The following is a 16,374-nucleotide window of genomic DNA, read 5'->3' as shown; positions in this document are numbered from 1 at the left end:
AAAGTGCGGTCATTTTTTTATAACTTTAAATAATCTTCCAATTCTTTGACATTCGTCTGCCAATGAGTATTGAGCTCATTAAGCCAATTTTCTATATTATCTTTCCAATCCGGTTCCTGATTACATTGCATTTTTTCCGCAAGTTGCTGCAATGTCACTAAACCGATGGAACCGGCAGCGCCTTTAATTTTATGTGCCACATTAGCAACATTTTGAGCGGTAGAATTATCCAAGGAATAAACCTTAAAGGCTTCGTTCAGTTCTTGAAGATATTCAGGCATCATTTGTTTAAACAAGATTAAGTTTTGTTCAGTTTGAGTTTTACCTAATAATTCTATCTGCTCTAAATTCAAAGAGGGGTGGGATGACTGTTTTTCTACGACGTTAAACTCTATGTTCTCTTCGCCAAAAAAATGGTAAAAACAGCGTTTTAGATCTTCCAATACAAGAGGTTTACGTAACACCGTATCCATTCCCTTACTCTGATATTCTTCTTCACTTTGCATCACATTAGCAGTGAAAGCCACAAGAGGAGGAAGAAAATCATAAACGCCGTCCTCATATTTTTTACGTAAATGAGAGGCTATATCAAATCCGGACATATCCGGCAACTTAATATCAAGCAATATAATGTCGTAGGTATTACGTTCAAAAAGCGTAATGGCATCTTTTCCATTCATTGCAACATCAACATGATGTCCGAGTTTTTCTAATACGTTTTTTGCTACAAGAACATTTAATTCAATATCTTCAACCAGCAAAACCGACAGATTCAGCGGTTGGGTTGGTTCATAATTATGAATCGGTTGGGCTTCTTCGGCGTAGATAGTAAGATCGAATGTCGAACCTATTCCAAGTTGACTTTCGACTTTAATATCTCCCTTCATCAGTAAAGCAAGATTTTTTGATATTGCAAGTCCTATTCCGCTGCCGGAAGATCTATTGGTATTTTCTTTCACGCGGTAGTACATTTTGAAAATGTTATCCAGTTCACACTCTGCAATTCCCCTACCGGTATCAGAAACACGAAAACGATAAATATTTTTTTCTAAAGCCTGAACAGAGAGTTTAACTGTCCCTTTTTCAGTAAATTTCGCCGCATTACCAATCAAATTTAACAGAATTTGGCTCAAGCGAGCCCGATCCAAATAAAGTAAATCCGGTAAATTAGGTTCAATTTCTAAAACAAACTTAAGATTTTTAGGCTCGACCATTAAAATGGCAAAATTTTGAATATCATTTAATAATTCATTCAAATTGATAGGTTCAAAGTTCAATTCTAAACGCTGTGTATCAAACTTATCTAAATCAATAATATCGCTAAAAATATATCCCAAATTGACCGCACTTAAATTAATTGTTTTTAAATAATTACGCTGTTGTTCTGAAAGCTGGTCATCTAGCAAAATATGGCTCAAGCCAATAATACCATTAAGCGGTGTACGCAATTCATGACTAATGGTCGCCAGTAAACTACTTTTTTCTCGGTTATGTTTTTCTAAATTATCTAAGGCAATAGAAAGTTTCTTTTCCGCAATGGTTCTTTCCGATACTTCATTTCGTAAACGTAATACTGTTTTAGAGAGATCCCGTCTTGATCGCTCTAATTGTTCAACCAACAAAGTAAGAAAATAAATCACAAAAGGCGCGGTGAAAAGCCCAAAGATAATGGAACGAACAAGAACCATCCAATCAATTTGATTGGTAATAAAGAGGCTAAGTAAAGTCTGTGCCCCCAAAGCCAAAACGGCAAGAATAAATAATCCAAGTAGGGAAAAGCGAACTCGTCCGAGTTTTATCACCCAATCAACATATCGCTGAGCAAAATGTTTAAAATTTTTCATTATTAATTACATGTTGGAAAAGATACCAGAGAAATATTTTAACACCGAAAGGTGAATAATAAAAAACGCTGAACCAGTCAGCGTTTTTTCAAAATTATAGCGCTTCAATCGCCTTATACTGCTCACGGATTTTTTCCAATCCTGATTGATACTCGGCCATTTTCTCACGTTCTTTGGCAATCACCGCTTCCGGTGCTTTGGCAACAAAGGCTTCGTTGCTGAGTTTGCTTTCAATGCGTTTAACTTCGTTTTGATATTTTTCGATCTCTTTGGTTAAACGGGCAAGCTCGGTTTCTTTGTTGATAAAACCTGCCATTGGCACAAGAAGTTCCGTATTGCCTACCAGTTTTGCCACTGCAAGCGGGGCATTTTCCCCTTCCGTTAACACACGAGCCTCACCCAATTTTGCCATTGCACATAAAAGTGCGGTCTGTTTTTCAAGAATTTTTTGCTCTGTCACATCAATATTACGGAACAATAAATCTAATTCTTTACTTGGGGCAATATTGCATTCTGCTCGAATGTTACGCACTGCCACAATCACATCTTTTAACCAATTGATTTCACGCTCTGCTTCACCGTCAAAGGTACTTTCATTCACCGTTGGGAATGGTTGTAACATAATGCTATCCGCTTCAATGCCGACAAAACCTTTTACTTTTTGCCAGATTTCTTCCGTAATAAACGGAATCAATGGGTGTGCCAAACGCAATAATTGCTCTAACACACGCACCAGGGTTTGGCTTGCCGCACGAATTTGTGCCGGCGTACCGTTTGCAAATACCGGTTTGGTTAATTCTAAATACCAGTCGCAGAATTGGTTCCAAGTAAATTCGTAAATCGCATTGGCGGCTAAATCAAAACGATATTGGCTTAATGCTTCACGGAAATCACTCACAGTGCGGTTAAAACAAGATTCAATCCAACGATCCGCCACGGAAAATTCAATTTCGCCTTCACTTAAATCCAATTTTTCATTGGTTAATACAAAACGGCTGGCATTCCACAATTTATTGCAGAAATTACGGTAACCTTCAAGGCGTTTCATATCCCAGTTAATATCACGACCATTGCTGGCAAGCGCCGCAAGGGTGAAACGCAACGCATCCGTACCATGTGCCGCAATGCCTTCGGCAAATTCTTTACGGGTGGCTTTAGCAATTTTTTCCGCTAATTGCGGTTGCATCATATTGCCTGTGCGTTTTTCCAGTAAATCTTCAAGGCTGATACCGTCAATCATATCAATCGGGTCAAGTACATTACCTTTCGATTTCGACATTTTTTGCCCTTGTTCATCACGGATCAAGCCCGTAACGTAAACGGTTTTGAACGGTACTTGCGGTTTGCCATTTTCATCTTTAATGAAGTGCATGGTGAACATAATCATCCGAGCCACCCAGAAGAAAATGATGTCAAATCCGGTGATTAATACATCCGTCGGGTGGAACATTTTCAATTCTTTGGTTTGTTCCGGCCAACCCAGCGTAGAGAACGTCCACAGCCCCGATGAGAACCAAGTATCTAATACATCTTCATCTTGTTTTAAAGCTAAATCCGCAGGTAAGTTGTATTTTGTGCGAACCTCTTGCTCGTTGCGTGCAACGTAGATATTGCCCTCTGCGTCATACCATGCCGGAATACGATGACCCCACCAAAGTTGGCGTGAAATACACCAGTCTTGAATATCCCGCATCCAAGAGAAATACAAGTTTTCGTACTGTTTCGGTACAAATTGGATTTCACCGTCTTCTACTGCTTTGGTTGCCACTTCAGCAAGCGGTTTCACGCTCACATACCATTGATCCGTGAGCATTGGTTCAATCGGCACACCACCACGGTCGCCGTAAGGCACTTTGAGATCGTGCGGTTTGATTTCGTCCAACAGCCCCATTGCTTCAAAATCCGCAACGATTTTCTTACGAGCAGCAAAACGCTCTAAGCCACGGTAACTCATAGGAATAACATAATGATGCTCATTAGTTTTTTTATAAAAACTTGGTGAACTATAGATTTTCTCCCCACTTTGACTAAATATAGTGTTTGATTCAGGACATTCTTGATATATTAATACCTCAGCTTCTTCACGAATATCCGCATTCAAAGTAAAGATATTTACCATATCTAATTTATGACGATTTCCGACTTCATAGTCGTTAAAATCGTGGGCAGGGGTGATTTTCACGACCCCAGTCCCAAATTCACGATCCACATAATCATCAGCAACTATCGGAATTTCACGGTTGGCGAGTGGGAGCATCACGGTTTTGCCAATCAATGATTGGTAACGTTCATCTTCCGGGTGAACCGCCACCGCTGTATCGCCCAACATCGTTTCAGGACGCGTGGTCGCCACCACTAAATAATCTTTTCCATCCGCTGTTTTTACGCCATTGGCGAGTGGATAACGGAAATGCCAAAGTGATCCTTTGCTTTCTTTATTTTCAACTTCGAGATCGGAAATTGCCGTGTGTAATTTAGGATCCCAGTTCACCAAGCGTTTGCCACGATAAATTAAGCCTTCTTCGTGTAATCGAACGAACACTTCTTTTACTGCATTGGATAGCCCCTCATCCATGGTGAAACGCTCACGCTCCCAGTCTATTGAGTTCCCTAAACGGCGCATTTGTTGGCTAATCGTACCGCCTGAATAGGCTTTCCAATCCCAAATTTTGCTAATAAAGGCTTCACGTCCGTAATCATGACGGGTTTTGCCCTCTTCCGCCGCAATTTTACGTTCCACCACCATTTGGGTGGCAATACCTGCGTGGTCGGTGCCCGCTTGCCATAGGGTGTTATGCCCTTCCATACGATGAAAACGAATCAGCGTATCCATCAGGGTTTGCTGGAACGCATGCCCCATATGCAACGAACCCGTTACATTCGGTGGCGGAATGGCGATGCAATAACTCGGTACATTCGGATTTTCATTCGGTTTAAAATACCCTTTCTCTTCCCAGTGTTGGTAAAGGGCTTGTTCTACCGCAGACGGATTAAAACGGTCTGCCATTTGGAGGTTTTGTGTCATTGGGTTTTCTCTTCACTTAAAATTGATCTACAATCATCTGCTATAAGACCTTCTTTAGCTTCTTCTTCAATAATTTTAGTTATTTTTCTTTCATCTGCATTTTCAGTTACAGCAATTAAATCCATGAAAAGTTTCTGAATTTTACGTCTATATTCTTCAGGCTTTTCAAATTTGCTATCGTATATAGAATCGCTAATAGTCATTAATCTACAAAGATAATGTTCATAAAACTTTTCTTTACTGCTAATATAGCTATAAATAGGTTTTTCCATTAATTTGCTTTTAAGATCGGTTAAACGAACTTCAAGTTTATCTAATATCTCTTTTTTATTATTATTTTTGTTTGAAAAATCGAAGTCATTGAACCCTTTAGAAGCAATGCTATGTATATCAGAATTTCTTTTTTCATAATTTTCATATACTTCAAAAGCATAAAAAACACAAGCAACAAGAGTACCACCAATACTAAATCTCTTTAGAGATTTTATTATTCTACAACCAGATTTTTTATTTTCACTATTAGGTGTTTCTTTATTCATCATATCTGACTGTTTATTTTCGTTATTAGATGTATCTTTGTTTATCATGTCTGACTGTTTATTTTCACTATTAGATGATTCTTTATTTATTTTTTTAGGTGGTTCATTTTTATTACTATTATTATGTGTTCTGTTCTTATGTTTAGATTTTTTTGACATATTAATTTTCAACCATTCACTTACATTTAATTAACTTCTATCTGAATTATATTTCTATCAGCTTCAATTATGTAGATTTATGATTCCGAGAGTCAATCTGTATTGCAATATGATCCGAATCAATCACAATTTGCACGGAATCTTCATTAAAACCACGCAATGTTGTTTTTCCAGCACCATTTGTACCACAGTAGAAAATGGCTAAATTATTTTGCATATTCAATCACTTCTTCGTGTCCATCAGGATAATGGCGCACAATATTGCCATTAGGGCGGCGGAAAGTCAGCACTTCACGCTTTTTCTTATCTTCCATCCATGCTTTGAACACAATATGTAACTGGCGTTGTCGTTCTAAAACTTCCTCTTTCGTCATTTTTCCCCTACCGATTCAACCGAATTTCACCTTTCACCCGCTCAATTTCTAAAAACAAACGGCGTTCTTCTTGGCGGCAGAAGCTGTTTTCGCCTAATTTGGCGGCTTCTGCGGTGCAACGAATTTGTTGATATTGGGATTCAAGCACTTTCAATAAGGCTTTTTGTTCTTTTAAATAGCTGTTTGTTGCCGTTTTACGTGGTTTTTCTGAATGACGTACCACTTTTTTCGCTATTTCATCTTTCTTAACATTAAAAACTACGGTTGGTTTTTCAACGGCGGTTTTCACTTCTTCAACAGTTTTTTGCTCTACTTTTTCAACTTCAGTAATATTTTTAACTTCAGCAATATTTTTAGCTTCCTCATTTTTAACAACCGATGAAACCGTTTCATCTTTAGAGGTATCCGAAACCGGCGCTTTCTCAGGCATTGACTCAACCTTACTTTCAGAAAGTGCGGTCACTTTTTCAGGTGCTTTTGCTTCTTGATTATCACAAGCGGCTAAAGTTAAAACGCTTAATCCTATAAAAATTGGCAAAGAAAGTTTCATATTAGATCCTTAGGGTTTTAGTAACATTAAGTATTTTCGGTGGAAAGTTGCCAGCCTTGCACACGGAGTTGCTTATAACGCTCCCGAGCTTGTGCTTTTTGGGTTTCTTCCACAGGAACAAAATCAATTAACTGCGTAAAGCTATGGCTAAATTCCGGGACGTCTTGTTGCAGGTTGATAAGCAAATCACGTCGTTGTGCATTGCGTTTTCCACGCCATGAAATTTCAATGGGTGTAGGATATTGAGTCGCTTCGCCCGATAAATTATGCGGTACGAATTCATTGGGATCCCGTTGCCAAAGTGCCTCATCAATATCCAGTGCTTGTTGTTCCGTTTCACAAGCGATCAAAATCCGTTTTCCTAAACGCCAAGCTGATGCAGCTAAATTACACGCAAGTTGTTCAACAGTGAATGGGCTTTGTTCTGTCAGAATGTAAAACTGTGCATTTTTCGTCATTTTTGCCTCAAATTCACTAGACTATAAACCGAGGAATTTTACCGAAAAATTGAGAAAAAATAAACGGGTAACCTGTTTTTCTTTCTATCATTTTCATTTACTTTAACCAAGCAAAAAGTAAGTTATTGCGGATGAAATTCAATGCAAAATATTTGAGAAATAAAAACCTTAATAAAACCGACCGCACTTTTATGATCTACATCACAAAACTGATTTTTAGCATTTCTATCACATTCCAATCATAATTCCGAGGTGTTAGAATCAAGCCGATCTTTATTTTCATTTTATATTCTATGAGGAGTATCACGATGGCATTTCGTATTGAAAAAGACACAATGGGTGAAGTTCAGGTTCCTGCCGATAAATATTGGGCGGCACAGACTGAACGCTCACGCAATAACTTTAAAATTGGGCCTGAAGCCTCAATGCCGGCTGAAATTATTGAGGCCTTTGGTTATTTGAAAAAAGCCGCCGCCTTTGCGAACCACGATTTAGGAGTATTACCTGCTGAAAAACGCGATTTAATCGCCCAAGCCTGCGATGAAATCCTTGCTCACAAATTAGACGATCAGTTCCCACTTGTAATTTGGCAAACCGGCTCCGGTACGCAATCCAATATGAATGTGAATGAAGTGGTCGCAAATCGTGCCCATGTTTTACATGGTGGTAAATTAGGGGAAAAATCCATCATTCATCCAAATGATGATGTGAATAAATCCCAATCCTCCAATGATACTTTCCCAACGGCAATGCACATTGCGGCATACAAAAAAGTGGTTGAACACACCATCCCTTGCATTGAGCGTTTACAAAAAACCTTTGCGGCAAAATCTGAAGCCTTCAAAGATGTGGTGAAAATTGGTCGTACCCATTTAATGGATGCGACACCATTAACCTTAGGCCAAGAATTTTCTGCCTATGCCACACAATTAACTTTCGGCTTACGCGCATTAAAAAATACCCTGCCTCATTTAAGCCAATTAGCCCTTGGCGGTACGGCAGTAGGGACAGGGTTAAATACGCCAAAAGGCTATGATGTAAAAGTGGCAGACTACATTGCTAAATTCACCGGGCTTCCATTTGTTACCGCTGATAATAAATTTGAAGCATTAGCGGCACACGATGCCATCGTGGAAACCCACGGCGCATTACGCCAACTTGCCATGAGTTTATTCAAAATCGCAAACGACATTCGCTTATTAGCCTCCGGCCCTCGTTCCGGTATCGGTGAAATTTTAATCCCGGAAAATGAACCGGGCTCTTCCATTATGCCGGGCAAAGTGAACCCAACTCAATGTGAAGCGCTGACAATGGTTTGCGCCCAAGTGTTCGGTAACGATACCGCTATTGCCTTTGTGGGCTCACAGGGTCATTTCCAATTAAATGTGTTTAACCCGGTGATGATTGCTAACTTCTTGCAATCCGCCCAATTATTAGGCGATGCTTGCGTCTCCTTTGACGAACATTGTGCGGTAGGCATTGAGCCAAATTATCCACGCATTAAACAACAACTTGAAAATTCATTGATGTTAGTGACCGCACTAAACACCCATATCGGTTACGAAAATGCGGCGAAAATTGCTAAAACTGCACACAAAAACGGCACAACCCTACGTGAAGAAGCGATTAATCTCGGCTTAGTTTCAGCGGAAGATTTCGATAAATGGGTGCGCCCTGAAGATATGGTAGGCAGTTTAAAATAAACTTACCGATGAAATAACGGTCAAAGGCGGGGAAACTCCCGCCTTTTTATTTGTGGTTTTAAAGGTGCTTTTGTTATAATCCGTGCGATATCGAACCGTGAAAGAACAATATGAAAATTAAATATCTTTTCGTGACAATTTTAGCTTTTTTTTCAAGCGCACTTTCCGCTCATTGGCAGTTAGTGGGCAATGCTGAATATACTTGGGGACCGTTCCATGTGTATAGTGTCGGGCTTTTTTCTGAAAACGGTTCATACCAAGAAAATCAATATCCGCTGATGTTTTCTATCAAGTATGAAAAACCTATTGAAGGCAAAAATTTCGCTATCACCCTAATAAAAGAAATGGAAGCACAGCAATTCGATACAGATGACACCACCGCTTGGTTAAAAAAAATGCAGGAAATTTTTCCTGATTTTTCACCCAATGACATTTTAAATTTCGTGGCGTTGGAAAATAAAGGCTATTTTATCGCTAACGATACGGTGTTAGATCATGAATTTGATGCAAAATTTACTCAAGCCTTTATCAATATCTGGCTTTCACCAAAAAGTAGCTTTGTAAAATTACAACCACAATTGTTGGGTCAAGAAAAGAGCGGTCAAAATGAACAAGAATTTCAATATCAACCGGCGAGTGAGCCCTTTGACGAAGAAAATTCAATGCCGGAGCTACCGCCCAATTACGATCCTCAAAAGAATTTGAAAGGATAATAAGATAATAAACAGGCGAATAAACTATTCGCCGTTTATTTTTGTGGAACCGCTTTCTCTAAATATAAAATCATCTGTAACGCAATATCCACACCGCTGGTTTTCTCAATCATTTCCAAGCCCGGACTTGCGTTGACTTCTAACACTAATAAACCTGATTTAGCACGGATAAGATCCACGCCCGAAACTTCGAGTCCTAGGGCTTTTGTGGCGCTTACCGCCAATCGCTTTTCCTCATCGGTTAAAATGATTTTTTGCGCTGTTCCGCCACGATGGAAATTAGCACGAAACTCCCCTTCCCGTCCGATGCGCTGCATACTCGCCACAACTTTATTGCCAATTACAAAACAACGAATATCCTCGCCCTTCGCTTCATCAATAAAATCTTGCAACAATACCGGCACATTCGCTTGCTTTAAAGTTTCTAAAATACTGACCGCACTTTGTGAGGTTTCCATCAACATCACACCAACCCCTTGAGAACCATTTAAGGTTTTGATAATTAAAGGAAAATTCATTTCCTGTATAACCGTTTTAGGTTCAGTCTCAACTCCCGATAATTGACTATTGGGTACCGCAATACCTTGTTCTCGCAAGATTTGTAAGCTTTGCCATTTATCACGCGCCATTAAAAATGCCCTTTCCTTATTCAAACAATAGATTCCTTTTGCTTGAAAATGGCGTAATACAGCACAGCCCATTTTTGTACTTGCCGTGCCGAAACGGGGTAACACCGCATCATAATCGGGCAAAAGATAGATATCTCCTTCCTTTGGCTGATAATAAATGTCAAAGTGCGGTGAGTTTTCCGTGAGTTTTAGAATACAGCGATTCGGATCTAAAATGTCCATTTCATGTCCGCATTGTATTGCGGCTTCTTTCAAACGTTGGCAGCTATATAAACGTGGTTCACGACAAAGCATTAACAATTTCATAGGGAAATTCCAAATTAAAAATAGCAATACATTATACCAATCATAACAATCCTGAAAAACGGTTTATGACAAATCAAAAAAAGAGTAAAATGACGAAAATTTAACATGAATAGGAGAAAATTATGTTTGTTGTTATTTTTGGTCGCCCCGGTTGCCCTTATTGTGTCCGAGCCAAAAATCTTGCTGAAAAATTAAAAGGTGAAGTTGCGGATTTCGATTACCGCTATGTTGATATTCACGCTGAAGGCATTACGAAAGAAGATTTATCCAAATCAGTGGGAAAACCGGTTGAAACCGTGCCACAAATCTTCATTGACGAAAAACCTATTGGCGGCTGCACCGATTTTGAAGCATTAATGAAACAACAATTTGGTGTGGTGGCGTAATTAACCAATCATATTTAAATATTCGTAAAAGTGCGGTCAGTTTTTGTAGCGTTTAAAACCTAAAGTTGATCTACACTTCAAAAAAAGTTTGACTTCACTTCATTTGGAGGCTAAGTTCTAACCATACAGAGCTTAGCCTTTTTATTTTCACTTGAAGAGAACAGGCAATATCATAAAGTTTCCCTTCAATTTAGAAACGCATCAGCATTAAATCTGTCTTTCATATTCTAAATAATATCAAACTGGAAATTATTTAGTGCTAGTTATATTTTTGTAAAAATATTGTTATTCAATGTGTATAAGGATTATACTAGCTCCAGTTGAAGAAAATTTTTCCTCAACTCATCCCTAACTCAAATCTGTGAGGTGAAACTATGCAACACAAAGTAGCAACAGCTAACGGTCAAGCAATTACACTCAATCAAGATGGCTCCCTCAATGTCCCAAACAACCCTATTATTCCATTTATCGAAGGCGATGGTATCGGTGTAGATGTTACACCTGCAATGCGTTTGGTCATTGATGCCGCAGTATCGAAAGCCTATGGTACGGCACGTAAAATTGATTGGTTAGAAATTTATGCCGGCGAAAAAGCCAATCAAATTTATGGTGAAAATACTTGGTTGCCGGCAGAAACATTAAACGCCATCAAACAATATCATATTGCGATTAAAGGTCCATTGATGACACCGGTGGGAGGCGGTATTCGTTCATTGAATGTCACAATGCGACAAGAATTGGATTTGTATAACTGTTTGCGTCCTGTTCGTTATTATGATGGCACACCAAGCCCGGTGAAACACCCTGAATTTGTTGATATGGTCATTTTCCGTGAAAATTCGGAAGATATTTATGCCGGCGTGGAATGGCAAGCAGGCTCGGCTGAGGCAGATAAAGTCCTGGCATTTTTACGTAATGAAATGGGCGTGAAAAAAATTCGTTTCACTGAACAGTGTGGGATTGGCATTAAACCGGTATCAAAAGAAGGGACACAGCGCCTAGTACGTTCCGCATTGCAATATGTGATTGATAATGACCGTCGCTCACTCACTTTAGTGCATAAAGGCAATATTATGAAATTTACTGAGGGGGCATTTAAGGAATGGGGTTATCAAGTGGCACAAGAATTTGGTGCTGAAATGATTGATAACGGCCCTTGGCACAAATTGAAAAACCCAAAAACCGGACGGGAAATTATCATAAAAGACTGTATTGCCGACGCATTTTTGCAGGAAGTGCTGTTACACCCTAAGGATTACGATGTGATTGCAACCTTGAATCTGAACGGTGACTATATCTCCGATGCTCTGGCGGCTCAAGTTGGCGGTATCGGTATTTCACCCGGTGCAAATATTGGCGTGGAGACAGCTATTTTTGAAGCCACTCACGGCACCGCACCTAAAATCGCAGGGCAAAATAAAGCGAATCCGAGTTCAATTATTTTAAGCGGTGAAATGATGCTACGCCATTTGGGCTGGACGGAAGCGGCAGATTTAGTCGTAAAAGCCGTGGCGAAAACCATTGCCAATAAAACCGTAACCTTGGATTTAGCCGAAACGTTGGAGAATGCAAAATTGCGTTCTACCATGGAATACGCCCAAGACATTGTGAGTAATATGTAAATAATTTACTTTTTATAGTTGTATTCTTTTTCCATGATAAATTTACTGAATCTTTACTCACGACCTTCTATTATTTTTCATTCAGACGGAGATCGCATATGTCGTTTTTAACTGAATACCAAACCCACGTTAATCAACGGGCTGCTCAAGGTGTCGTCCCTCTTCCACTCAATGCCCAACAAACTGCTGAATTAGTCGAGCTACTAAAAAACCCACCGCCGGAAAATCAAAATCTATTAGTTGAATTATTTGAAAGCCGTATTCCCACAGGCGTTGATGAAGCTGCCTATGTGAAAGCGGCTTTTTTAGCCGATTTAATCAAGGGAAACACGCAATCACCCTTAATTTCACCACAAAAAGCGGTGCAATTATTAGGCACCATGCAGGGCGGTTACAATATCGAACCACTCATTGATACGCTAGAAATTGACGAACTCGCACCATTAGCAGTAAAAGCGTTATCTCATACCTTATTAATGTTTGATAACTTTTATGATGTTGCTCAAAAAGCCAAACAGGGCAATCCTTATGCCAAACAGATTTTACAATCTTGGGCGAATGCCGAATGGTTTTTATCCCGCCCTCAATTAGCTGAAAAATTAACCTATACCGTATTTAAAGTCTCTGGTGAAACCAATACGGATGATCTGTCACCGGCACAAGATGCCTGGTCACGTCCTGATATCCCCTTACATGCTTTGGCGATGTTAAAAAATCCAAGAGAAGGGATCGAACCTGATGAAGCGGGTGTTATTGGACCAATGAGACAAATTGAATCATTAAAACAAAAAGGTTTTCCATTGGTTTATGTCGGCGATGTAGTTGGAACAGGTTCTTCCCGAAAATCTGCCACGAATTCAGTGCTATGGTTAATGGGCGAAGATATGCCTTATATTCCAAATAAACGCACCGGCGGCATTGTGCTTGGCGGAAAAATTGCACCGATTTTCTTTAATACAATGGAAGATGCCGGAGCACTCCCTATTGAGCTTGATGTAAGCCGGCTTAATATGGGGGATGTGATCGATATTTACCCTTATGCCGGTAAAGTGTGCAAACACAATACAGACGAAGTTCTGTCAACCTTTAAACTTAAAACGGATGTATTACTTGATGAAGTGAGAGCGGGTGGGCGCATTCCATTGATCATCGGGCGAGGCTTAACTCACAAAGCACGAGTAGAGCTCGGACTACCGGAAAGCGATGTATTTGCCAAACCGCAAGTCTCCAATGAAAATAATAAGGGCTTTACCCTTGCTCAAAAAATCGTAGGGAGAGCCTGCGGAGTAACAGGTATTCGAGCGGGACAGTATTGCGAACCGAGAATGACCAGTGTCGGCTCACAAGATACCACTGGGCCAATGACCCGTGATGAATTAAAAGATTTAGCCTGCTTGGGTTTCTCTGCCGATTTAGTCATGCAATCATTTTGCCATACAGCGGCCTATCCAAAACCGGTAGATGTGGTAACCCACCATTCCTTACCGGATTTCATTATGAATCGAGGCGGCGTTTCATTACGTCCCGGCGATGGCGTAATCCATTCTTGGTTAAACCGTATGTTATTGCCGGATACCGTAGGTACCGGGGGAGATTCTCATACCCGTTTCCCAATTGGCATTTCTTTCCCAGCCGGCTCAGGATTAGTGGCATTTGCCGCAGCAACAGGCGTTATGCCATTGGATATGCCTGAATCTGTCTTAATTCGCTTTAGCGGAGAAATGCAACCCGGTATTACACTACGAGATTTAGTCCACGCCATTCCTTACTATGCAATTCAACAAGGGCTACTCACCGTGGAAAAAGCCGGAAAGAAAAATGTTTTCTCGGGAAAAATCCTTGAAATTGAAGGGCTGGAACATCTAAAAGTAGAACAGGCTTTTGAAATTTCCGATGCATCTGCCGAACGATCAGCGGCTGCTTGTAGTATCAAACTCAATAAAGAACCTATCATCGAATACCTCAATTCTAATATTGTGCTACTCAAGTGGATGATCGCTGAAGGTTATGGCGATAAAACGACACTTGAACGCCGAATTAAAGCAATGCAGGGTTGGCTTGCTAATCCGCAATTGTTAGAAGCGGATAAAGATGCAGAATATGCGGCCGTCATTGAAATTAATCTCAACGACATCAAAGAACCAATTGTATGTGCCCCAAATGATCCCGATGATGCCCGCCTATTATCTGAGGTACAAGGTGATAAAGTCGATGAAGTCTTTATTGGCTCTTGTATGACGAATATCGGACATTTCCGTGCTGCCGGTAAATTACTCAATCAACACCAAGGAATGATCCCAACCCGTCTGTGGATTGTGCCACCAACTAAAATGGATGCACATCTATTAAGCGATGAGGGTTATTATAGTATTTACGGCAAGAGCGGCGCACGTATTGAAGTACCGGGTTGTTCACTTTGTATGGGCAATCAGGCACGGGTGGCAGACGGTGCAACCGTCGTTTCCACCTCAACCCGCAACTTCCCAAATCGAATGGGTAAAGGCGCATTCGTTTATCTCGCTTCAGCAGAACTTTCCGCTGTCTGTGCCTTACTGGGTCGCATTCCAACACCGGAAGAATATTTGCAATATGTGCAAAGTCTTGATGCGGATAAAGACGATACCTATCGCTATATGAATTTCGATCAAATCGACCACTATTCTAACAAAGTTAACGGTTTAATTTTCCAAACAGCAGTATAACGCAAACACAAACATATAAATAAGGAGACTTAACATGCCAAACTTACATCCAACTTTAACCGCAGAACTTCATTTAAGTGATGGTCGGAAAATTGCTTTACCGGTTTACCAAGGCACTTTAGGCTATGATGCTATCGGCGTAGAAGCGCTGCAAAAACAAGGTTTATTTACCTACGATCAAGGGTTAACCTCCACCGCACTTTGTGAATCCAGCATTACTTACATTGACGGCGATCAAGGTATTTTATTACACCGAGGCTATCCAATAGATGAATTAGCCTTCAATAAAACTTATCTTGATACCGCATATTTATTGTTAGAAGGCGAAATGCCGACAGAAGAACAACTCACCGAGTTCAAAAAGGAAATTTGCTCACACTATATGGTAAACGATCAATTTACTCGCCTATTTCAAGGTTTCCGTCGCGATTCCCATCCAATGGCAGTGATGTGTGCGGCAAGTAGTGCGTTAGCCGCATTCTACAATAATGATTTCCAAACAGAAAAAAACATTGATCGTACGGCGATTCGTTTATTGGCAAAAATGCCGACCTTAGCAGCAATGTGTTATAAATATAGCATTGGTCGCCCATTTATGTACCCACAGTATCACCTCTCCTATGCAGGTAACTTCTTATATATGATGTTCGCCACACCTTGTGAACCTTATGTCGTGAACCCAGTGTTAGAACGCGCAATGGATAGAATTTTTACTCTACACGCCGATCACGAGCAAAATGCCTCTACTTCATCAGTGCGTAGTGTCGCCTCATCAGGCTCGAATCCATTTGCCTGTATCGCAGCAGGAATTGCTTCTTTATGGGGAGCCTCACATGGCGGAGCCAACGAAGCTTGCGTAAGAATGTTAGAGGAAATCGGCACGGTAGATCGGATTCCGGAATTTATCGCTAGGGCAAAAGATAAAAACGATCCGTTCCGCTTAATGGGTTTCGGACATCGTGTGTACAAAAATTACGATCCTCGTGCCAAAGTTATGCGTGAAACCTGCCACGAAGTGTTACAAGAGCTTGGTGTCAACACCCCATTATTAGAAGTCGCGATGGAGCTTGAACGCATTGCCCTAAGCGACCCATATTTTATTGAACGTAAACTCTATCCGAATGTGGATTTCTATTCCGGCATTATTTTAAAAGCCATTGGCATTCCGGTGTCAATGTTCACCGTCATCTTCGCGCTAGGTCGAACAGTCGGTTGGATCGCTAACTGGAAAGAAATGAACGAAGAGAACCTAAAAATTGTCCGCCCAAGACAAATTTATACCGGTCATCAAGAGCGTCATTTAAAATAGGCAAGAAGCCTTTACTTCCTCAAAGTGCGGTTAAAATCAACCGCACTTTTTTTAG

General features: G+C 40.3%; 13 protein-coding genes. 6 read left to right on the top strand and 7 right to left on the bottom strand.

Annotation, left to right across the window (positions count from 1 at the left end; all coding sequences use genetic code 11):
• Window positions 1-17: 17 nt before the first annotated feature.
• From BKG94_RS05180 to BKG94_RS05160, 6 genes are all read right to left on the bottom strand, one after another.
• Window positions 18-1,844, bottom strand: coding sequence for an ATP-binding protein (locus BKG94_RS05180; protein ID WP_077434902.1), 1,827 nt, complete (start codon window positions 1,842-1,844; stop codon window positions 18-20).
• 94 nt (window positions 1,845-1,938) lie between these two features.
• Window positions 1,939-4,869: a valine--tRNA ligase gene (locus tag BKG94_RS05175; protein WP_077434900.1), complete on the bottom strand. Its 2,931-nt coding sequence runs from the start codon at window positions 4,867-4,869 to the stop codon at window positions 1,939-1,941.
• Window positions 4,866-5,567 carry a hypothetical protein gene (locus tag BKG94_RS05170; protein WP_077434898.1) on the bottom strand — a complete coding sequence of 234 codons (702 nt, stop codon included), beginning with the start codon at window positions 5,565-5,567 and terminating at the stop codon, window positions 4,866-4,868. The genes BKG94_RS05175 and BKG94_RS05170 overlap by 4 nt, the downstream gene beginning before the upstream one ends.
• 206 nt (window positions 5,568-5,773) lie before the next feature.
• Complete coding sequence (locus tag BKG94_RS09995) at window positions 5,774-5,941, bottom strand: hypothetical protein (RefSeq protein ID WP_167377234.1); 168 nt, start codon at window positions 5,939-5,941, stop codon at window positions 5,774-5,776.
• Between the two features lie 7 nt (window positions 5,942-5,948).
• Window positions 5,949-6,491, bottom strand: coding sequence for a hypothetical protein (locus BKG94_RS05165; RefSeq protein WP_077434896.1), 543 nt, complete (start codon window positions 6,489-6,491; stop codon window positions 5,949-5,951).
• A gap of 26 nt (window positions 6,492-6,517) precedes the next feature.
• Window positions 6,518-6,949, bottom strand: a complete 432-nt coding sequence (locus tag BKG94_RS05160; RefSeq protein WP_077434894.1) for a DNA polymerase III subunit chi — start codon at window positions 6,947-6,949, stop codon at window positions 6,518-6,520.
• 308 nt (window positions 6,950-7,257) lie between these two features.
• On the opposite strand from BKG94_RS05160, the gene fumC reads away from it, so the two are divergent.
• Entirely contained in the window at window positions 7,258-8,652 is a 1,395-nt protein-coding gene (gene fumC, locus BKG94_RS05155) for a class II fumarate hydratase (protein WP_077434892.1), read from the top strand.
• Window positions 8,653-8,762: 110 nt separating this feature from the next.
• A complete protein-coding gene (locus tag BKG94_RS05150; protein WP_077434890.1) occupies window positions 8,763-9,365 on the top strand; it encodes a chalcone isomerase family protein in 603 nt (200 codons plus the stop codon).
• Window positions 9,366-9,400: 35 nt separating this feature from the next.
• On the opposite strand, the gene BKG94_RS05145 is transcribed toward BKG94_RS05150, so the two are convergent.
• A complete protein-coding gene (locus BKG94_RS05145) occupies window positions 9,401-10,300 on the bottom strand; it encodes a RimK family alpha-L-glutamate ligase (protein ID WP_077434888.1) in 900 nt (299 codons plus the stop codon).
• Between the two features lie 122 nt (window positions 10,301-10,422).
• Here BKG94_RS05145 and BKG94_RS05140 point away from each other — a divergent pair, with 122 nt between their 5' ends.
• From BKG94_RS05140 to BKG94_RS05125, 4 genes are all read left to right on the top strand, one after another.
• Entirely contained in the window at window positions 10,423-10,686 is a 264-nt protein-coding gene (locus tag BKG94_RS05140; protein ID WP_077434886.1) for a GrxA family glutaredoxin, read from the top strand.
• Between the two features lie 374 nt (window positions 10,687-11,060).
• Complete coding sequence (gene icd / locus BKG94_RS05135; RefSeq protein WP_077434884.1) at window positions 11,061-12,308, top strand: NADP-dependent isocitrate dehydrogenase; 1,248 nt, start codon at window positions 11,061-11,063, stop codon at window positions 12,306-12,308.
• 98 nt (window positions 12,309-12,406) lie between these two features.
• A complete protein-coding gene (acnB, locus tag BKG94_RS05130) occupies window positions 12,407-15,010 on the top strand; it encodes a bifunctional aconitate hydratase 2/2-methylisocitrate dehydratase (protein WP_077434882.1) in 2,604 nt (867 codons plus the stop codon).
• Window positions 15,011-15,044: 34 nt separating this feature from the next.
• A complete protein-coding gene (locus BKG94_RS05125; protein WP_077434880.1) occupies window positions 15,045-16,319 on the top strand; it encodes a citrate synthase in 1,275 nt (424 codons plus the stop codon).
• Window positions 16,320-16,374: the final 55 nt, after the last annotated feature.

The sequence above is a fragment of the Rodentibacter ratti genome (genome assembly GCF_002000485.1).
In the GTDB taxonomy this organism is placed as follows: Bacteria; Pseudomonadota; Gammaproteobacteria; order Enterobacterales; family Pasteurellaceae; genus Rodentibacter; species Rodentibacter ratti.
The sequence above is the reverse complement of the archived record's forward strand: the minus strand, read 5'-3'. Positions and strand labels throughout refer to the sequence as shown.